This is a genomic window from Enterobacter sp. BIDMC93 (assembly GCF_001037805.1).
Classification (GTDB): domain Bacteria; phylum Pseudomonadota; class Gammaproteobacteria; order Enterobacterales; family Enterobacteriaceae; genus Enterobacter; species Enterobacter hormaechei_C.
Window position 1 is genome coordinate 2,415,821 of record NZ_KQ089962.1, and the last position, 19,689, is coordinate 2,435,509.

General features: G+C 56.0%; 18 protein-coding genes. 8 read left to right on the top strand and 10 right to left on the bottom strand.

Features of this window, described 5'->3' with window-relative positions; genetic code table 11:
• Positions 1-72: 72 nt before the first annotated feature.
• Genes minE through minC form a run of 3 tightly spaced genes read right to left on the bottom strand, consistent with a single transcriptional unit; the run spans position 73 to position 1,885 of the window.
• On the bottom strand, positions 73-339 hold the full coding sequence (minE, locus tag SK58_RS11385; RefSeq protein WP_003859937.1) for a cell division topological specificity factor MinE: 267 nt from the start codon (positions 337-339) through the stop codon (positions 73-75).
• Between the two features lie 3 nt (positions 340-342).
• Positions 343-1,155: a septum site-determining protein MinD gene (minD, locus tag SK58_RS11390; protein ID WP_003859938.1), complete on the bottom strand. Its 813-nt coding sequence runs from the start codon at positions 1,153-1,155 to the stop codon at positions 343-345.
• 22 nt (positions 1,156-1,177) lie between these two features.
• On the bottom strand, positions 1,178-1,885 hold the full coding sequence (gene minC / locus SK58_RS11395) for a septum site-determining protein MinC (RefSeq protein ID WP_015570311.1): 708 nt from the start codon (positions 1,883-1,885) through the stop codon (positions 1,178-1,180).
• A gap of 123 nt (positions 1,886-2,008) precedes the next feature.
• On the opposite strand from minC, the gene SK58_RS11400 reads away from it, so the two are divergent.
• The 3 genes from SK58_RS11400 (at position 2,009) to SK58_RS11410 (ending at position 3,525) form a co-directional block, all read left to right on the top strand.
• Positions 2,009-2,284, top strand: a complete 276-nt coding sequence (locus SK58_RS11400; RefSeq protein WP_015570312.1) for a YcgL domain-containing protein — start codon at positions 2,009-2,011, stop codon at positions 2,282-2,284.
• Positions 2,285-2,331: 47 nt separating this feature from the next.
• Positions 2,332-2,991, top strand: coding sequence for a fumarylacetoacetate hydrolase family protein (locus SK58_RS11405; protein WP_032619529.1), 660 nt, complete (start codon positions 2,332-2,334; stop codon positions 2,989-2,991).
• 93 nt (positions 2,992-3,084) lie between these two features.
• On the top strand, positions 3,085-3,525 hold the full coding sequence (locus SK58_RS11410; protein WP_015570314.1) for a YcgN family cysteine cluster protein: 441 nt from the start codon (positions 3,085-3,087) through the stop codon (positions 3,523-3,525).
• Positions 3,526-3,624: 99 nt separating this feature from the next.
• Here SK58_RS11410 and dsbB read toward each other — a convergent pair whose 3' ends face one another.
• A complete protein-coding gene (gene dsbB, locus SK58_RS11415; RefSeq protein WP_017693268.1) occupies positions 3,625-4,155 on the bottom strand; it encodes a disulfide bond formation protein DsbB in 531 nt (176 codons plus the stop codon).
• Positions 4,156-4,201: 46 nt separating this feature from the next.
• Positions 4,202-5,740, bottom strand: coding sequence for a Na(+)/H(+) antiporter NhaB (gene nhaB, locus SK58_RS11420; RefSeq protein WP_017693269.1), 1,539 nt, complete (start codon positions 5,738-5,740; stop codon positions 4,202-4,204).
• A 201-nt stretch (positions 5,741-5,941) separates the two neighbouring features.
• Between nhaB and fadR the strand changes: the two genes are divergently transcribed.
• The gene (gene fadR, locus SK58_RS11425; protein WP_015570315.1) at positions 5,942-6,661 is read left to right on the top strand and encodes a fatty acid metabolism transcriptional regulator FadR; all 720 of its coding nucleotides are present in this window, start codon (positions 5,942-5,944) and stop codon (positions 6,659-6,661) included.
• Positions 6,662-6,775: 114 nt separating this feature from the next.
• Here fadR and SK58_RS11430 read toward each other — a convergent pair whose 3' ends face one another.
• Positions 6,776-8,308, bottom strand: coding sequence for a SpoVR family protein (locus tag SK58_RS11430; protein WP_017384314.1), 1,533 nt, complete (start codon positions 8,306-8,308; stop codon positions 6,776-6,778).
• A gap of 321 nt (positions 8,309-8,629) precedes the next feature.
• On the opposite strand from SK58_RS11430, the gene SK58_RS11440 reads away from it, so the two are divergent.
• A complete protein-coding gene (locus tag SK58_RS11440) occupies positions 8,630-9,928 on the top strand; it encodes a D-amino acid dehydrogenase (RefSeq protein ID WP_015570317.1) in 1,299 nt (432 codons plus the stop codon).
• Between the two features lie 9 nt (positions 9,929-9,937).
• Positions 9,938-11,008 carry a catabolic alanine racemase DadX gene (dadX, locus tag SK58_RS11445; RefSeq protein WP_032653929.1) on the top strand — a complete coding sequence of 357 codons (1,071 nt, stop codon included), beginning with the start codon at positions 9,938-9,940 and terminating at the stop codon, positions 11,006-11,008.
• A 95-nt stretch (positions 11,009-11,103) separates the two neighbouring features.
• Here the strand turns inward: dadX and SK58_RS11450 are convergent, their stop codons facing one another.
• Entirely contained in the window at positions 11,104-12,837 is a 1,734-nt protein-coding gene (locus SK58_RS11450) for a potassium/proton antiporter (RefSeq protein WP_017384312.1), read from the bottom strand.
• 97 nt (positions 12,838-12,934) lie between these two features.
• Complete coding sequence (gene ldcA / locus SK58_RS11455) at positions 12,935-13,849, bottom strand: muramoyltetrapeptide carboxypeptidase (RefSeq protein ID WP_015570320.1); 915 nt, start codon at positions 13,847-13,849, stop codon at positions 12,935-12,937.
• A gap of 107 nt (positions 13,850-13,956) precedes the next feature.
• Here ldcA and emtA point away from each other — a divergent pair, with 107 nt between their 5' ends.
• Positions 13,957-14,568, top strand: coding sequence for a membrane-bound lytic murein transglycosylase EmtA (gene emtA, locus SK58_RS11460; RefSeq protein WP_017384310.1), 612 nt, complete (start codon positions 13,957-13,959; stop codon positions 14,566-14,568).
• Between the two features lie 37 nt (positions 14,569-14,605).
• On the opposite strand, the gene SK58_RS11465 is transcribed toward emtA, so the two are convergent.
• The gene (locus SK58_RS11465; RefSeq protein WP_017384309.1) at positions 14,606-15,337 is read right to left on the bottom strand and encodes a flagellar brake protein YcgR; all 732 of its coding nucleotides are present in this window, start codon (positions 15,335-15,337) and stop codon (positions 14,606-14,608) included.
• A gap of 160 nt (positions 15,338-15,497) precedes the next feature.
• On the opposite strand from SK58_RS11465, the gene SK58_RS11470 reads away from it, so the two are divergent.
• Positions 15,498-17,600, top strand: coding sequence for a TonB-dependent siderophore receptor (locus SK58_RS11470; RefSeq protein WP_045142101.1), 2,103 nt, complete (start codon positions 15,498-15,500; stop codon positions 17,598-17,600).
• 90 nt (positions 17,601-17,690) lie between these two features.
• Here the strand turns inward: SK58_RS11470 and SK58_RS11475 are convergent, their stop codons facing one another.
• Complete coding sequence (locus tag SK58_RS11475) at positions 17,691-19,373, bottom strand: alpha,alpha-trehalase (RefSeq protein WP_048219893.1); 1,683 nt, start codon at positions 19,371-19,373, stop codon at positions 17,691-17,693.
• Positions 19,374-19,689: the final 316 nt, after the last annotated feature.

A 19,689-nucleotide genomic window follows, 5' to 3' on the forward strand; every position in this document is an offset into this window, starting at 1 on the left:
GGTAAGCGCAGCGCCACCGGGGAAATTGCCGGGCGGCGCGATGCTTACCCGGCCTACAAAACCACAAACGGATTAACGCGACTCTTCCGCTTCCGGAAGCGTCACGTTCAGCTCCAGAATCGAAATATCCCCGTCTTTTTGCTCCAGCTGAACGGTGACCATTTCCGGGTCAATCTGCACGTATTTGCAGATCACTTCCAGAATGTCTTTGCGCAACTGCGGCAGGTAGTGCGGTTCGGCGTCGCTACGACGACGTTCCGCCACAATGATTTGCAGACGTTCTTTTGCGATGTTGGCGGTGCTTTTTTTCCGCGAGAGAAAAAAGTCCAGTAATGCCATAACTTATCCTCCGAACAGGCGTTTGAGGAAACCTTTCTTCTCTTCTTCAATGAAGCGGAAAGGACGTTCTTCTCCCAGCAGACGGTCAACGGTATCCGCATACGCTTTACCTGCGTCTGCCTGTGTATCCAGGATCACGGGCTCGCCCTGGTTAGAGGCGCGCAACACGGACTGATCTTCCGGGATCACGCCAACCAGTTTGATGCGCAGGATCTCCAGCACGTCTTCCATGCTCAGCATGTCACCTTTGTTCACCCGGCCAGGGTTGTAGCGGGTCAGCAGCAGGTGCTCTTTGATTGGCTCCTGGCCATTTTCCGCGCGACGGGATTTCGAGGCCAGAATGCCGAGAATACGGTCGGAGTCACGTACTGACGAGACTTCCGGGTTGGTGGTGATGATGGCTTCATCCGCGAAGTAGAGCGCCATCAAAGCCCCGGTTTCGATACCGGCCGGGGAGTCGCAGACCACGAAGTCGAACTCCATCTTTTTCAGATCGTCGAGCACCTTTTCCACGCCTTCGCGGGTCAGGGCGTCTTTATCACGGGTCTGGGACGCCGGAAGAATGTAGAGGTTCTCGGTACGCTTATCTTTAATCAGCGCCTGGTTAAGGGTGGCATCGCCCTGAATGACGTTCACGAAGTCATACACCACGCGACGCTCGCAACCCATGATCAGGTCCAGGTTACGCAGACCGATATCGAAGTCGATTACGACGGTTTTCTTTCCCTTCTGGGCCAAACCAGTAGCGATGGCCGCGCTGGAGGTGGTCTTGCCAACGCCTCCTTTACCCGAAGTCACAACAATAATGCGTGCCATAGAAATTCCTTGTTAAAAGGGATCAATTTAACGGTTGAACGGTCAAAGCGTTATCTGCCAGTTGCAGACGGGCCGCTTTGCCATAAAATTCGGCTGGGATTTTATCGCTCAGCCAATATTCACCTGCGATAGACACCAGTTCTGCCGTCAGGTGAGTACAAAAAATTTGTGCTTCTCGATCGCCGCTGGCGCCCGCAAGCGCACGCCCACGCATCATACCGTAAACGTGAATATTGCCATCTGCAATCAGTTCTGCGCCCGCACTGACGTGGCTTGTAACAATCAGATCACAGTTTGGCGCATAAATGCGCTGACCGGAACGAACCGGCAGATCAATCAATCGCGTTTTTGTGACTGGGGCTACATTTTGCGCCGGAGGCGGGGGAGCGGGAACGGTTGCAGGCGTTGCACGCGGGGCTTTTTCTTTGCCCTCGTTTAACAAGGGCAAACCCGCGCGTTCAATTTCGGCTTTTAACTCTGCGTCTTTGCAGCCGCTAATACCCACGATGCGCAACCCCGTGGAGACGACGGCCTGCTGGAGTCGCTTCCAGTTAACCGGCCCCTCAAGGTCGCTTACATTGACGACGACAGGAGCATGCTTAAGAAAAGCGGGAGCCTGCGCGATTTTGTCTTCTAACGCCTGACGAATAACCTCGGGTTTTGCATCATGCAAATGAACCACTGATAAGGTGAAGCTACTGCCTTTAAGCTCGATGGGCGTATTTGACATCCTGGCCTTACTCAATTTGCTATTAACCGCAACACATCGCCGCGATATTCCGAAGAGTATCAGGCATGTTATAGTCAGGAGTATATTGAGGCAAGCAACCACCCGTTAATTCAGAGTAAAAACATGTTTTGTGTGATCTACAGAAGTACCAGCCGCGACCAGACCTACCTTTATGTCGAAAAGAAAGACGATTTTTCCCGCGTGCCTGAAGAATTAATGAAAAGCTTTGGCCGTCCGCAGCTGGCGATGCTGCTGCCGCTGGACGGCCGTAAGAAGCTGGTGAACGCCGATCTTGAGAAAGTCAAAAAGGCGTTAATCGAGCAGGGCTATTATTTACAGCTTCCGCCGCCACCGGAGAATTTATTAAAACAGCACCTTGAGCTGAGCGGAAAGAAATAAGCCCGGGTCCTTCCGGGAACAACTCATCAACCGATTAGGGGTCGACCATGTATCAACATCATAACTGGCAAGGTGCATTACTGGATTATCCCGTCAGCAAAGTGGTCTGCGTGGGCAGCAACTATGCAAAACATATTCAGGAGATGGGCAGCGCCGTGCCGGAAGAGCCGGTTCTGTTTATTAAGCCAGAAACCGCACTGTGCGATATTCGCCAGCCGCTGGTTCTGCCGCAGGGACTGGGCTCGGTGCATCATGAAGTGGAACTGGCGGTGCTGATCGGCGCGACGCTGCGCCAGGCAACTGAAGAGCATGTAGAGAAGGCGATTGCGGGTTACGGTGTCGCGCTCGACCTGACGCTGCGTGACGTCCAGGGCAAAATGAAGAAAGCGGGGCAGCCGTGGGAAAAAGCCAAGGGTTTTGATAATTCATGCCCGATTTCCGGTTTCGTTCCGGTGAGTGAATTTACCGACGATCCGCAGAACACGCCGCTCAGCCTGAAGGTCAACGGCGAGATCCGCCAGCAGGGAACAACCGCTGACATGATCCATAAGATCGTTCCGCTGATTGCCTACATGAGCCGCTTCTTCACCCTGAAACCTGGCGACGTGATCCTCACCGGCACTCCGGAAGGTGTGGGGCCGCTGCTTAGCGGCGACGAACTGGACGTCAGTTTTAACGGCCTGTCGCTGAAAACCCGCGTGCTGTAAAAGCACCTTGCCGCCTGAAAAGGGCGGCAAAACTTGCATCAACGTGCCAGACTCGTTATAAGGTGCGCTCTATTTTGACGTGTGGACATCCCGATGAACGACATTCCTTTCTGGCAAAGCAAAACTCTCGACGACATGACCGACGCGGAGTGGGAATCGTTGTGTGACGGCTGCGGGCAGTGCTGCCTGCATAAGCTAATGGATGAAGATTCGGACGAGATCTATTTCACCAACGTAGCCTGCAAGCAGTTAAACATCAAAACCTGCCAGTGCCGCAACTATGAGCGCCGTTTCGAATATGAGCCGGACTGCATCAAGTTAACCCGTGAAAATCTGCCGACCTTTGAGTGGCTGCCGCATACCTGCGCGTATCGCCTGCTGGCGGAAGGAAAGGATCTGCCCACATGGCATCCGCTGTTGACGGGGTCGAAAGCGGCGATGCACGGTGAACGTATTTCCGTGCGCCACATTGCGGTGAAAGAGTCCGAGGTGCGCGACTGGGAAGACCACATTATGAATCACCCTAATCGGTGATAATAAAAAACCCGCCGAGGCGGGTTTTTTATTGTGCGCAATTTTGTCGGGTGGCGCTGCGCTTACCCGACCAACAAAACTGACGTTGCCGTTTTGCTTTTACCTTCCAAAAAGATCGCGTTTCTTTGGTTTGAACGGCTGGGCAATCAGCACCAGCAGCGCCACCACAAAGTAGGCGACAAAAATGCCCACCAGCCACTGCGGCATCTCCAGCGTCAGGAACTCCCACTGGCGTACAGAGCAGTCACCGGAGGCCACAAACACCTGCGGCAGCCATTTATCCAGCGGCAGCCAGCTCGGGAAGCGGGCGGCAAAATCGCAGGTCATAAACGGCGACGGGTGAAGCTGCATCTGGGTGTGCTCCCAGGCAAGCGCAATCCCTTTCCCGGCGCTGTATAGCCAGATGGCAATTGCCGCATAGCGTAACGGTGATTTGGGTGCAATCGCACCTACCAGACCCGCGCCCATAATGCCGAACAGCGCACAACGCTCATAAATACACAGTACGCAAGGTTTCAGCCCCATCACATGCTGAAACCACAGCGCGACCATTTCCAGCGCAAAGGCGGTCAGGGCCATCAACAACCACGCTCCGCGACCGCGTGAGCACTGGTTCAAAAATCGCAACATAATCATTTCCCTGGAACATGCTTAGACAGCGCAGTGTAAACGAATTTTAATGCGCCGCAAGTATACCTGCTTGCAATAACCATTGCGTACAGGGAACGAGAGTAATTTTGATGCACAGCAAACCAACCAGGGTAAGCACCAGCGTATACGGCAGCGCCATCCAGACCATTCTTCCATAAGAAAGTCGTATGAGTGGTGCCAGCGCCGAGGTCAGCAGGAAGAGGAATGCCGCCTGACCGTTCGGGGTTGCCACGGAGGGGAGGTTGGTTCCGGTGTTGATCGCCACCGCCAGCAGCTCGAACTGTTCACTGCTGACAATCCCTTGCTCCATCGCGGCTTTGGCCTCATTGATGTATACCGTCCCGACAAAGACGTTATCGGATATAGAGGACAACAGACCGTTAAACAAATAGAACAGCGTTAGCTGCGAATCTGGCGTAGCCTGAAGCACAAACGCGATGATCGGCGCGAACAGATGTTGGTCAATAATCACCGCCACGACCGCGAAAAACACCGCCAGCAGGGCGGTAAACGGCAGCGCTTCGGTAAAGGCTTTTCCGATAGCATGTTCGTCCGTAACGCCGCCCAGGCTGGTTGCAAGGATAATTACCGACAGGCCAATCAGCCCCACCTCGGCAAGGTGGAAGGCCAGCGCCGCGATAAGCCACACGCCGATGAAACCCTGTGCAATCAGGCGCAGCGTCTCCTGGCGCGTGCGTTGTTTGCGGCTCTGCTCGTCAAACTTATGCAGCTCCTGGCGGACCTGATCGGGCAACTTCGCGCCATACCCAAAGAGGTTGAATTTTTCGACCAGCACACAGGTGGCTAACCCGCAGACCAGCACGGGCACGCTGACGGGCGCCATGCGCAGGAAAAATTCGCCAAAATGCCACTCAGCCGCTTTGGCGATAATCAGGTTTTGCGGCTCCCCGACCATGGTCATCACGCCGCCCAGCGCCGTCCCCACGCCCGCATGCATCATCAGGCTGCGCAGAAACGCGCGGAACTGTTCCAGCACATCGCGGTTGTGCGCCTCAACGTGACTGTCGTCCTGCAAGTTATCGCCAGGACGAGACGAGGCCACCCGGTGGTAAATCCCGTAAAAGCCGACGGCGACGCTGATCACCACCGCAACGACCGTCAGCGCATCCAGGAAGGCAGAGAGGAAGGCCGCGGCGAGGCAAAACGCCAGCGAGAGCAGCGTTTTCGACGGAATGCTCAGCAGCAAACGGGTGAAGATAAACAGCAGAAGCTGCTTCATAAAGTAGATCCCCGCCACCATGAAGATCAGCAGCAGCAGGACTTCAAGATTCGACGCTATCTCGTTTTTAACATGCTCCGCGCTGGTCATTCCAATGACCACGGCTTCCAGCGCCAGCAGCCCGCCGGGCAACAGCGGATAGCACTTCAGCGCCATCGCCAGGGTAAAGATAAACTCGGCGACCAACATCCACCCGGCAACGAAGGGATCCAGCAAAAAGATAACGGGATTAACGACCAGGAATACCAGTAAAGTAAGTTTGTACCAGTCAGGTGACTGACCTAAAAAGTTGCGCCACAGCGCGCGCCCAAATGAAATTTCCACGACAGACGTCCTTTACCCGTCAAATAAGACAAGACATCAGTATACGCAAAAATGGCGGCAGAGCGGGGGATTAAGCCATTTGTAAATTTCATAAAAATGAAACGGCGATCCCTCTTTTCTGTCTCTGCTGCGCTATCTGCCTCTGCGCGCCTCTGGTATGATGAGTGCAATTTGCTAAAGCTGTGTAATGGAAATCTCACTATGGTCATTAAGGCGCAGAGCCCGGCGGGTTTCGCGGAAGAGTACATCATTGAAAGCATCTGGAATAATCGTTTCCCTGCGGGATCAATTCTACCTGCTGAACGCGAACTCTCTGAACTGATTGGCGTCACCCGTACCACGCTGCGAGAAGTGCTCCAGCGTCTGGCGCGCGATGGCTGGTTGACGATACAGCATGGCAAACCCACTAAGGTGAACAACTTCTGGGAAACGTCCGGGCTGAACATTCTGGAAACGCTGGCGCGTCTCGACCACGAAAGCGTACCGCAGCTGATTGATAATCTGCTTTCCGTGCGCACCAACATCGCCACCATTTTCATCCGCACCGCGTTTCGTCAGCATCCTGAAGATGCGCTGAAAGTGCTTGCCACCGCTAATGAGGTGGAAGACCACGCGGATGCCTTTGCGACCCTGGATTACAACGTGTTCCGCGGTCTGGCGTTTGCTTCCGGCAATCCGGTTTACGGTCTGATCCTGAATGGAATGAAAGGGTTATATACGCGCATTGGTCGTCACTACTTTGCTAACCCTGAAGCCCGCAGCCTGGCGCTCGGCTTCTACCATAAACTGAGCAAACTCTGCACCGAAGGGCTGCACGATCAGGTCTATGAAACGGTGCGTCGTTACGGCCACGACTCCGGTGAAATCTGGCATCGGATGCAGAAAACGCTGCCGGGCGATTTAGCGATTCAGAGTCGCTGAAAGAAAAAACCTCTCGATTGGGAGGTTTTTTTTCGCCGGGTGGCGGCTTCGCCTGACCCGGCCTACAGGTCCCGTAGGCCCGGTAAGCGTAGCGCCACCGGGCAAAAAATCCCACTACAGCGTATTCAACCGCGCCGGACACCGGTCCAGCAGCTCCACGCTGCCATCTTCGTTCTGCTGCTCCAGCAACACGTCAAATCCCCACAGGCGATGCACATGCTTCAGCACTTCCTTACGCCCCTTATCCAGCGGCGCGCGGTTGTGCGGAATATAGCGCAACGTCAGGGAGCGGTCGCCGCGCAGATCCACGTTCCAGACCTGAATGTTCGGTTCAAGATTACTCAGGTTGTACTGGGATGACAGGCGCGAGCGGATCTCGCGATAACCCTCTTCGTTGTGGATCGCGGAGATCTCCAGGTAGTTGTTGCGGTCATCATCCAGTACGGTGAAGAAGCGGAAATCACGCATGATCTTCGGCGACATGAACTGGCTGATAAAGCTCTCATCCTTAAAATCACGCATCGCGAAGTGCAGCGTTTCCAGCCAGTCGGAACCGGCAATATCCGGGAACCAGTATTTGTCCTCTTCGGTGGGCGACTGACAAATACGCTTGATATCCTGGAACATGGCAAAGCCAAGCGCGTACGGGTTAATGCCGCTGTACCACGGGCTGTTATATGCCGGCTGGAATACCACGTTGGTGTGGCTGTGCAGAAACTCCATCATAAACCGCTCGGTGACTTTTCCTTCGTCGTACAGGTGGTTAAGAATGGTGTAGTGCCAGAAGGTCGCCCAGCCTTCGTTCATCACCTGGGTCTGCTTCTGCGGATAGAAATACTGGCTCACCTTGCGCACGATGCGCAGGATCTCACGCTGCCACGGCTCCAGCAGTGGGGCGTTTTTCTCCATAAAGTAGAGCAGGTTTTCCTGCGGCTCGGAAGGGTAGCGACGCGCCTCGGCGACGGTTTTCTCCTCTTCACGTTTCGGCAGGGTGCGCCACAGCATATTCACCTGGCTTTGCAGATACTCCTCGCGGCTCTTCTGCCGGGCTTTCTCTTCCTGCAATGAGATCTTCTGCGGACGCTTATAACGATCAACGCCGTAGTTCATCAGCGCGTGGCAGGAGTCCAGCAGCTTCTCCACCTCGTCCACGCCGTAGCGCTCTTCGCAGTCGGTAATGTATTTGCGGGCGAAGATCAGGTAATCGACGATGGAGCTGGCGTCCGTCCAGCTGCGGAACAGATAGTTATTTTTGAAGAACGAGTTATGTCCATAGCAGGCGTGCGCCATCACCAGCGCCTGCATGGTAATGGTGTTCTCTTCCATCAGATAGGCAATACACGGGTTAGAGTTAATGACGATTTCATACGCCAGTCCCTGCTGCCCGTGCTTATACAGCCGCTCTGTCTCAATGAATTTTTTGCCAAACGACCAGTGCGGATAGTTAATTGGCATCCCGACGCTGGAGTAAGCGTCCATCATCTGTTCCGAGGTGATGACTTCAATCTGATGGGGATAGGTATCCAGACGATAGAGTTTGGCCACCCGGTCGATCTCCGCCAGGTAGACATCCAGCAACTCGAAGGTCCAGTCGGGTCCATCGCTCAGACGGGTGCTGTCCCTGGACATGGAATCTAGTGTAGCCATTAGCGCGCCCTCGTTGTTGGTCGCTCTCTCTGACTGGAGAGCCTCCTTTCAAGCATAGATCACCCCATTCAAATACGCGGGGAGCAGAAATTTTTTCTTTGCGATTTCGCGTTTTCGATACGGCAAATAAAGCGGTGCTCACAGAATTTTCTACTGGTTAAAAAAAACGCGCAGCAGGAGATCCCAAATAAGCGCCATCCCCTGATACAGCGGGATATGTGAGTTGAGTCACCATAAAAAAGTCATATGTTGAATAATATTTTCAACTAGGTTATCAATCTGTAATTAGATGATTGTTCTTTTGCTCATAATGGAGTGGCTATGCGTGTTGTCATACTGGGAAGTGGTGTCGTTGGCGTAACCAGCGCCTGGTATTTAAGTCAGGCGGGACATGAGGTTACCGTTATCGATCGCGAATCCGGTCCGGCGCTGGAAACCAGTGCGGCGAATGCGGGGCAAATCTCTCCGGGCTACGCTGCGCCGTGGGCGGCCCCGGGCGTTCCGCTGAAGGCGATCAAATGGATGTTTCAGCGACATGCGCCGTTGGCGATAAGTCTTGACGGCACGCAGTTCCAGCTTAAATGGATGTGGCAGATGCTGCGCAACTGCGACACCCGCCACTATATGGAAAACAAGGGGCGTATGGTGCGGCTGGCGGAATACAGCCGCGACTGCCTGAAGGCGCTGCGTGCCTCAACGGGCATCGAATATGAAGGGCGTCAGGGCGGCACGCTTCAGCTGTTCCGTACCGCGCAACAGTACGAAAACGCGACCCGCGATATCGCCGTGCTTGAAGATGCGGGCGTACCGTATCAGCTGCTGGAAGCCAGCCAGCTGGCGCAGGTGGAGCCAGCGCTTGCCGAGGTCGCGCACAAGCTGACGGGCGGTCTGCGTTTACCGAACGATGAAACCGGCGACTGCCAGCTATTCACCCAGCGTCTGGCGCGCATGTGTGAGCAGGCCGGGGTGAAATTCCGCTTCAATACTTCTGTCGACAAACTGCTGTCGGAAGGTGAGAAGATTTACGGCGTGAAGTGTGGGGAAGAGGTAATTAAAGCCGATGCCTACGTGATGGCGTTTGGCTCCTACTCAACCGCGATGCTGAAAGGGATTCTGGATATCCCGGTCTATCCGCTGAAAGGCTACTCCCTGACCATCCCGGTGAAAGAGGACAGCGGCGCGCCGGTCTCGACCATTCTTGATGAAACCTACAAAATCGCCATCACCCGCTTCGATAACCGGATCCGCGTCGGGGGCATGGCGGAAATCGTGGGCTTCAATACCGAGCTGCTCAAACCGCGTCGTGAAACGCTGGAGATGGTCGTGGGCGATCTCTTCCCGCGCGGCGGCTTCATTGAGCAGGCGACGTTCTGGACCGGCCTGCGCCCAATGACCCCGGACGGCACGCCTATTGTGGGCCGTACACCATACAAAAATCTGTGGACTAACACCGGCCACGGCACGCTTGGCTGGACCATGGCCTGCGGTTCGGGCCAGCTGCTGAGCGACCTGATCTCCGGACGGACGCCGGCAATTCCGTTTGACGATTTGAGCGCCGCACGCTATCAATCAGGGTTTACCCCATCGCGTCCACAACACCTGCACGGCGCGCATAATTAAGGAGTCGTCATGTCCCGTCCCATTCTGGCCCAGCTGGATTTGCAGGCGCTGAAGGATAACCTGCAAATTGTTCGCCGTGCTGCGCCGGGTTCTCGTGTCTGGTCGGTGGTGAAAGCCAACGCCTACGGTCATGGTATCGACCGTATCTGGAGTGCGCTCGGCGGCACCGATGGTTTTGCCTTGCTGAATCTGGAAGAGGCCATCCTGCTGCGCGAGCGCGGCTGGAAAGGACCGATCCTGCTGCTGGAAGGATTCTTTCATGCGCAGGATCTGCCTCTGCTGGATAAGTACCGCCTGACGACCAGCGTTCACAGTAACTGGCAGATCAAGGCCATCCAGGACGCGAAGCTGCATGCCCCGCTGGATATCTATCTCAAAGTGAACAGCGGGATGAACCGTCTGGGCTTCCAGCCTGAACGGGTGCATACGGTCTGGCAGCAGCTTCGTGCGCTGAAAAACGTCGGTGAGATGACGCTGATGGCGCACTTCGCCGATGCGGAAAAGCCGGACGGCATTGCCGATGCCATGGTCCGCATTGAGCAGGCGGCAGAAGGTCTGGACTGTCCGCGCTCGCTGTCGAACTCAGCGGCAACGCTCTGGCATCCCGAGGCGCACTACAATTGGGTACGTCCGGGGATCGTTCTGTACGGCGCGTCACCCTCAGGTCAGTGGCAGGATATTGCCAACAGCGGCCTGAAGCCGGTGATGACGTTACGAAGCGAGATTATCGGCGTGCAAACCCTGAAAGCGGGCGATACGGTGGGCTATGGCAGCCGCTATCGGGCAGCAGGTGAACAGCGCATCGGTATCGTGGCGGGGGGCTATGCAGATGGTTATCCGCGCATCGCCCCAAGTGGCACGCCGGTGTGGGTCGATGGCGTGCGCACCGGCACGGTAGGTACCGTCTCCATGGACATGCTGGCCATCGATTTGACGCCGTGTCCCCAGGCGGGGATCGGGTCACCGGTTGAGCTGTGGGGCAACGAGGTTAAAATTGATGATGTGGCCGCTGCGGCGGGCACCGTCGGGTATGAGCTGATGTGCGCGCTGGCGCCAAGAGTGCCTGTTGTGACGGTGTAACATGTGTGTGTGCCGGGTGGCGCTAACGCTTACCCGGCCTACAAAAGCCCGAACGTAGGCCGGGTAAGCGTTAGCGCCACCCGGCAAAAAAGCAGCTACTCCGCCTCCTCCTCCATCGGCCTTACGCCGACTTTGCGCACCGCGTTATCTTCTTTCTCCGCTACCGTCCAGATCATCCCGGCAAACTCCACCTGGTCACCGACGACCGGCGCAGCTCCTAATAATTGCTGAATAATCTCACCCAGGGTTTGCTGGTTATCTCGATTCTCCAGTCCACCTTCCAGGCCATAAATCAGCGCCACATCCGCAAAGCGGGCGCTGGCTTCGAGGATAAAATCGCCGAAGAAACGCTGATCCAGCGCCACCGGGGGCGACTGGCTGAACAGCTTGCCGAGGGCCGGCAGGTCGCGCTCGCGGCCAATCACGCAGAGGATATCGTTCTCACGCAGCCGCGTGCTGCCGGTCGGGTGAAGCAGGGCGTTATCCCGGAACAGGGCGGCAATGCGCGTTTCAGCGGGCATATGCAGATCGCGCAGGGACGCGCCCACGCACCACTTATCGGCGCTTAGCTGGTAGACAAACTGTTCCCAGGGATTCTCAGGGTGAATATCCAGCCCCACGCGGGAGACCGGCCAGCCAATGGGCGGTACCACCACTTTGGCTTTTTTCGCCGCCCAGCCCAGCGACGTCCCCTGGAACAGCAGCGACACCAGCACCACGAAGAAGGCGACGTTGAAGAACAGACGGGCGTTGTCCAGCCCGGCCATCATAGGGAACACTGCCAGAATAATCGGCACCGCGCCGCGCAGCCCCACCCAACTGATAAATATCCGCTCACGCAGGTTAAACCCGCGGAACGGCAGCAGCCCGGCAAACACCGACAGCGGACGGGCGAAGAAGATCATCCAGGCCGACAAAAGCAGCGCCGGTACGGCGATAGGCAGCAGGTCCGACGGCGTCACCAGCAGGCCCAGCACCAGGAACATGGCGATCTGCGCCAGCCAGGCCAGACCGTCGAAGTTCTGCAAGATGGCGTGACGGTTGCGAATCGGTCGGTTGCCCAACAGGAAACCGCAAAGGTAAACCGCCAGAATACCGCTGCCGTCCAGCGCGGTGGTGACGGCAAAGATCAGGATCCCGCCGCTCAGGGCCAGCAGCGGATAAAGGCCGGAAGGCAGCGTAATACGGTTAATCGTATGCTGTAACAGGTAACCGCCGCCGAGACCAATGATAATCCCGAGGCCAAACTGCTGGAGGATGTGCCAGGCGAACATCCAGCTCAGGCCGGTTTCGTGCTGCTGGATCATCTCAATCAGGGTAATGGTCAGGAACACCGCCATCGGATCGTTACTGCCGGATTCAATCTCAAGCGTGGAGCCAACGCGTTCGTTCAGCCCCTTGCCGCCGAGCAGTGAGAAAACCGCCGCCGCATCGGTAGAGCCGACAATCGCGCCAATCAGCAGGCCTTCCATTATATCGAGGTTAAACAGCCAGGCCGCCATCATGCCGGTCAGGCCGGAGGTGATCAGCACGCCGACGGTCGCCAGAGACAGCGCCGGGCCTAAGGCAACGCGAAACGAACTTGCCTGGGTGCGCATTCCGCCGTCCAGCAGAATCACCGCCAGCGCGAGGTTACTCACCATATAGGCGAAAGGGTAATTATCGAAGGGGATACCGCCGATACCGTCGATCCCGGCAAGCATGCCGATAGCCAGGAAAATGACAAGAATAGGTATGCCAAGACGCGATGAAAATGAACTTAATAAAATGCTAAAGGTTACCAGGATGGAACCCAGAATGAAGAGACTGATTATCGCTGTGGCACCCAATGTCGTCTTACTCCCACCTCAATGTGAACGCTGTTATTAAAACCCTAACATAATAACAACGTTAACTGCGTTTTATTGAGGGGGAATAACGGCTTTTTTATGCCTTTAAGACCGGATGACCGCTGATTGTTAACCGACTGCCTGAATTATCGTGTACAAGGTGCGCCTGGGCACCCAGCGGCAGGGTAACGGTTTGCTGCTCATGGCCGAAATCCAGACCGGCGATCACCGGGATATCCAGCCGGGAACGAATGAAATCAATCATCGTCTCCAGGGAATAGCCCGCATCGTAATCGTTGGGGGCTGAACCACTAAAACTGCCCAGCACAATGGCCGACTGCCGATCCAGGATCCCGGCGTGATACAGCTGCAACAGCATACGTTCGACGCGGAACGGGTGTTCGTTGATATCTTCCAGCACCAGTATGCCGTCCGTGATCTGCGGCAGCCACGGCGTTCCAATCAGCGACACCAGCATCGCGAGGTTGCCGCCCCACAGCTGTCCTTCACATTCCCAGTGCGGTCCATTGCCTTGCCACTCGATGGTGAACGTCGGGTTTTGCAGGGCGCGCCAGAAATGGTCCTGCGTAAACGCATCCAGCTCCGGCGCACCAAAGTTGCCGGCCAGCATCGGGCCGCTAAAGGTAATGACGTTATGCAACGCAAGCAGGCCGAGCTGGATCGCCGTGAAATCGCTGTGTCCGCAGATTAACAGCGGATCCTGCTGCTGGCGCGCGGCCAGCCCGGCCCAGTCGACGCTCTCCAGCAGCCGGCTTGCGCCATAGCCGCCGCGCACGGCCAGCACAATAGTGTTTTCACCTTCCAGCGTCGCCAGGTTGTTGATATCACTCAGTCTCTGCGCCTCGGTACCGGCAAAACGCTGCATGCGGCGGGGGATAATTGTCTGATTTTTTACCTGATGGCCCATTTCCAGCAGGCGCTGAACGCCCCGCTGTGCCGCCTCCTGGTTGATGCAGTAGCCTGACGGTGCGATGAGATGAAACTGAGGCATGGCAATTCCTTGCTGAATGAGAATCTAATTGTCTATATCATGCCGCTTATACGCCGCCTGCTTCAAGGGGCGACGTACCGCGATGACCGGCTATAAGGATAGATGACGTGAAATTGAGATGGTTTGCTTTTTTGATTGTGCTGCTCGCTGGCTGTAGTTCAAAACATGATTATCAAAATCCCCCCTGGAACCCTGAAGTGCCGGTAAAGCGGGCCATGCAGTGGATGCCGATCAGCGAACAAGCCGGGAAGGCCTGGGGCGTGAGCCCGCGTCTGATCACGGCGATCATTGCCGTGGAGTCCGGCGGCAACCCGACGCTGGTGAGTAAATCGAATGCGGTGGGGCTGATGCAGTTAAAAGCCTCGACGGCGGGAAGAGAGGTCTATCGCTACATGGGCTGGAAGGGACAGCCATCCACCAGCGAGCTGAAAAACCCGGAACGTAATATCTCTATGGGAACCGCTTACCTGAGCATTCTCGAGCATGGCATTCTGAAGGGGATTGACGATCCGGAAGTGATGCAATATGCGCTGGTGGTGTCGTACGTTAACGGAGCCGGCGCGCTGCTCCGAACCTTCTCATCCGATCGCAAAGAGGCGATAGAAGAGATTAACGATATGGATAAAGATGAATTCTTCGAGCACGTGGTGAAGAATCATCCGTCAGCACAGGCTCCACGTTATATCTGGAAAGTACAGAAAGCGATGGACGCCATGTAACGCCTTTGTCGGGCGGCAGTATGCTGCCCGACGCCTTTCAGCGCACTTTGTTCGCGCGTTCCCGCGCTTCACGCTCCAGTGAGAAGATGATGCGCTGTAGTTCGCGTTCGGCGCCTGGCCCGACATTCAGAAAGCGAAAGCTCAGTCGCGGCGTGGTAATGGTTTCGTTTTTGCTGTCCACCACCTTACGCTCGCTGATGGCAATCAGCTGGGCGTCAAACCAGAAGCGTCCCCATCCGCCCATATCCAGCTCAATCTGACTAAAACGCATGCCTTCCACCAGTCCTTCCGGCTTCGGCGTATCCATTAACGCGCCCATCCCGCCCAGTGACAGGTCGAAGAGACGAAAGCGGATCTCTTTTTTGTCCGGCATTTTTGCCTTACAGAAATAGGCCGGGTGAAGCGGGGCGCTGATGCGAAAAAACTCGCGGCGTTGCACGAACCAGAGGTTAGCGGGCAGGGGAGCGATAAACGCAGGCAAACCCTGGTACGCGATCGTGGTCAGGCGGGGCAGTATAAACTCGACTTTAGCCCCCTGCGTTTCGGCCATCACCGAGAGGTTTTCTGCCTGGAGCGCGGCACGGTTTTCTTCGCTCTGGCTACCCAGATCCACGATCAGGTGTTCTGCCGTCACGTCCAGGATCTTGCTGATAAACTGGCTGGTTGACCAGTTGATGCGCAGCGGCACCTCGCCCTTTTTCAGGTCGCGTAACACCCCTAATACAGCCAGCGGATTTTGTTTCAGGAACTGCTCACTGTAGCTACTCACGCCAGATGGCTCCTCGATAGATGACAGACTGTCTCTGGGTTATCGGCACGCTGGCATGAAACTTAATACAAACGATCTGTTTTTCTCCGCCGATATTGATTTGCTAATGGAAATGATAATAATTGGCGTTCCCAATAGCATCTAATAACAAGACGACACTATGAGCACCTCACGTTTTGCGTTATGCGCGTTGGCAGGCGCCGTCACGCTGGCATTGCAAACACAGGCTTTTGCAGAAGAACCCACCATCGTGGTGACCGGTACAGAGCAGGGCAGCGCGCTCCCTGCCTGGACCAACAGCGCCACGAAATCAGCCGTCGCGGAAAGTAAAACGCCCCAGGTGATCAACACCATCGCCGCTAAAGAGATTGAGCAGCGGCACGCCAGTTCGGTAAACGAGATCCTGCGCTATGCGCCGGGCGTTTCCACGGAGGTGCGCGGGAGCACCTCTTACATGAGCGAGTACAAAATCCGCGGGTTCAACGTCGAGCAGGAGTTCTACAACGGCCTGCAACTTCCCTATAACGTCACCGGGAACACTAAAGCGCGAATCGATCCGCTGCTGATTGAGAGCGTCGATATCCTGAAGGGGCCGTCATCCGTGCTGTATGGCGGTGGCTCCCCGGGCGGGCTGGTCAATATTCAGAGTAAAAAGCCGCAGAAAGAGGCGAAAACAGAACTGGGCTTTAACACCGGAAACCGCAATCTTAAAGAGGGGTACCTGGATTCCACGGGGCAGATTGCGACCAGCGACTGGAACTATCGCCTGCTGGGTAAAGCGACAGAGAGTGACGAACAGGCGCACACCACGCGCTATGAAAACTATCTGGTGGCCCCCTCCGTGACCTGGCAGCCGGATGACAAAACGCGCCTGACCATTGACGCGCTGGCGCAAAATACGCCGAGCCTGACGCCGTCTGATCCGATGCCGCTAAGCTATCTACGGTCTAAATACGCCGATCGTCGTGACTATGCCGGGGATGAGTGGAGCGGCTTTAAGCAGCGTCAGTGGATGCTGGGCTACAGCTTTGAACATGAGTTTGACAGTGGCTGGGGCTTTAGCCAGAAAGCGCGCTACTTTGACGTGGACACCCACCAGCGCAGCGCCTATTCAACCGGGACGGGCAGCGAGGTCTACCAGCTTAACCGCTTCGCCTATACCACGGATGAAGATTTACAGAGCTTCAACATTGATAACCAGGTCACCCGAACCGTCGCGCTGGGGGACTGGAAACATCATCTGCTGGCGGGCTTTGACTACCAGAAGCTGAACTCTCACTTCCATTATCGTTACGCCTCGTCCACACCGGGTATCGATATGCGTAATCCGGATCACTCGCAGATCGATAACGATGCGCTGGGGCTTGAAACCGCGCAGAAAAACCGTCTCAGCTATCAGCAGAATGGCTATTACCTCCAGGATCAGATTGCGTTTGGCGGGCTGAACGTGCTGGCCAGCCTGCGCTATGACGACTACCGTTCTGTCACCACCAACTATCTGCAAAACGGTGACAAAGCCTGGGTATCGCAGGATCGCCTCACTAAGCGACTGGGCGCGCTTTATGCCTTTGACAATGGTCTCTCGCCGTTTATCAGCTATTCGGAAGGGTTCGCCCCGGTATCGCCGCAGGGCACGCTGACCGCGAAAGACGTTAAGCCCACCACCAGCAAGCAGGTGGAGGGTGGGGTGAAATACCTGCTGGCGGATTACGCAACCACCTTCACCGCCTCGGTGTTTAACATTCGTCAGAAAAATGTGGTGACCAGCGATCCGGGCTTCCTCAACTATCGCCAGACCGGGGAAGTGGAATCGAAAGGCGCGGAGCTTTCCGCTATGAGTCGTCCAACGGATAACCTGACGCTGATTGCCAACTATGCCTACACCCACGCCATCAATACCGAAGATGACAAGTACCAGGGCAAACGACCGACGCAGGTCCCTGAGAACGCCTTTAATCTGTGGGGAGATTACACCTTTGACAGCACACCGCTGAGAGGGTTAACGCTGGGGGCAGGGGCACGCTACACCGGGCCGATGGAGATCTCGCCAGCCAACGACGCAGGCAAGCTGGGCGGTACGACGCAATACGATCTGGCGGCATCTTACCGCATGGGCGAGCTGGCGCCATCGCTGGAGGGGCTGACGCTGAAAGCGAGCGCGCAGAACGTCACCAACAAAGAGACGCTCACCTGCTATGACGCGACCAACTGCTGGATAGGCCGCGACCGCACGTTCCAGGTCGGGGCGAGTTACAGCTTCTGAAAAAAGCCCGGTGGCGCTTCGCTACCGGGCCAATCTATTGCACGGAACCGTCCCCTCGCCCCACCGGGGAGAGGGTCAGGGTGAGGGGCGCTACTGCGCCGCCTGTTTCGCAGGTGCAACATCATCGTTTGCCGCAGGCTGATTCTCCGGTACGCTGTCGCACGGCTTCTCTTTCGGGCAGACCATGTCCAGCATCCTGAGCGTCACGCCGTTACTCCAGCCGAAACCGTCCTGCAACGGATACTCACCGCCGCCACCGCCGGTACCGGTCGAAGAGACATCGTACTTCTCAACCAGTTTCTTCTCGCGATCGTAGGTATGCTGAACGTTTTTCAGGAAACGCCAGGTTACGTCCATCGCCACTTTCTGCTGACCATAGTTCTGCAACCCTTCCACCGCTACCCACTGCAACGGCGCCCAGCCGTTCGGCGCATCCCACTGCTGCCCGCTGTTGATGGTGGTGGTAGAAATACCGCCCGGTTTCAGCAGGCGTGACGACGCGGCTGCGGCCACTTTATCGGCGCGATCCTGTGATGCGGCCTTCACATACAGCGGGAAGAGGGCTGCGGCCGTCAGCTGATTACGCACCTTCCCGGTTTTCAGATCGTAATCCGCATACCAGCCCTCTTTATCGTTCCACAGGTGGCTTTCCATGGCTTTCTGACGTGCGGAGGCCAGCGCGTCATATTTACTTGCACTGGCGTTATCGCCGTCTTCCTGACTGGCGCGGGCCAGCAGTTTTTCCATCTTAAACATCAGCGCATTCAGATCCACCGGCACGATGCTGGTGGTGCGGATGGTACCCAGCTTCTGTGGATCGTCCATCCAGCGGGAGCTGAAATCCCAGCCCGAGGCCGCGGCAGAGCGCAGATCGCGGTAAATCTCGGTGGCCGGACGGTTAGGGTTATTTTTGGCGGTGGTCACGTCATCCAGCCACGACTCAGGGCGCGGCGTGTCCCGATCGTCCCAGTAGCGGTTGAGGATCGAGCCGTCAGCCAGTTTCACCACGCGTTTGTTCGCCTGACCAGCCTGGAGCCCATCAGCCCCCTTCATCCAGTAAGCGTACTCTTTCTCCATCTGCGGACGGTATTTCTTCAACGCGTCGCTGTCATGCGTGGCCAGCAATTCCACCATCAGCGAGAAGAACGGCGGCTGAGAGCGGCTCAGGTAGTAGCTGCGGTTACCGTTAGGGATATGGCCCCAGGTATCAAGCTCGTAAGCGAAGTTGTCCACCATGTCGCCGATCTTATCCCAGTGGCCGCTCTCGGCCAGCCCCAGCATGGTGAAATAGCTGTCCCAGTAATAAACTTCGCGGAAGCGTCCTCCCGGCACGACATAGGGCTTTGGCAGGGGCAGGAGGGAGTCCCATTTGTTCGCTTTGTCAGTGGTGCGGGTCAGTACAGGCCACAGATCGTCTATGTGTTCGCGCAGGCTCTGCCCTTCAGGGGGAACGTATTTCTCACCTTCCTTCGGCAGGATAAAGTTCATCTCTACGAAGTGGCGCAGGTCAAAACCGGACTGGGTATGCTGCATCCGGTAATCCGCCAGGATGGTTAGCGGGTCGCTTTTGGGAACGGCATCCGCGAAGGTTTTCTGATCCGGGAACAGTTTGTCGCTCTGTACTTCATTAAAGAGGGGGCCAAGGAGAATATCAGGTGAGCTTTGCTGGCTCGTTGGCTGGTCTTCAGCATAACCAAATGCGGTAACACCGAGTAGGGCGCCTGCCAACGTAAGGTGTAACAAGCCAGGGCGTAGCATTCGAGTTTTTATCATCGGTTCATCTCCATTCGTCGCTGGGCAGCGTCACCGCTGTCGTCAATCACCTGAAAACCTTAGACGAATATTGCCCGCTTCGCGTGTTAGATATCCCATTTTGCGCATTACCAGACAATTTACCGCCGCGCCCGGACGTGAGAAGCTCGCCGAAAACTATTTACTCGGGGAATGTTTTCTGGGGAATGATTTTAATTAAATATCCTGTCAGGGCACACTATGAATATTGGCCAGACTTATGGGTTGCAACCTTTTTTAATTCTGTGAACGGGGTTGTGTTTCTTTATTACATTCCGCGAATAACTTTCCGTGAAGG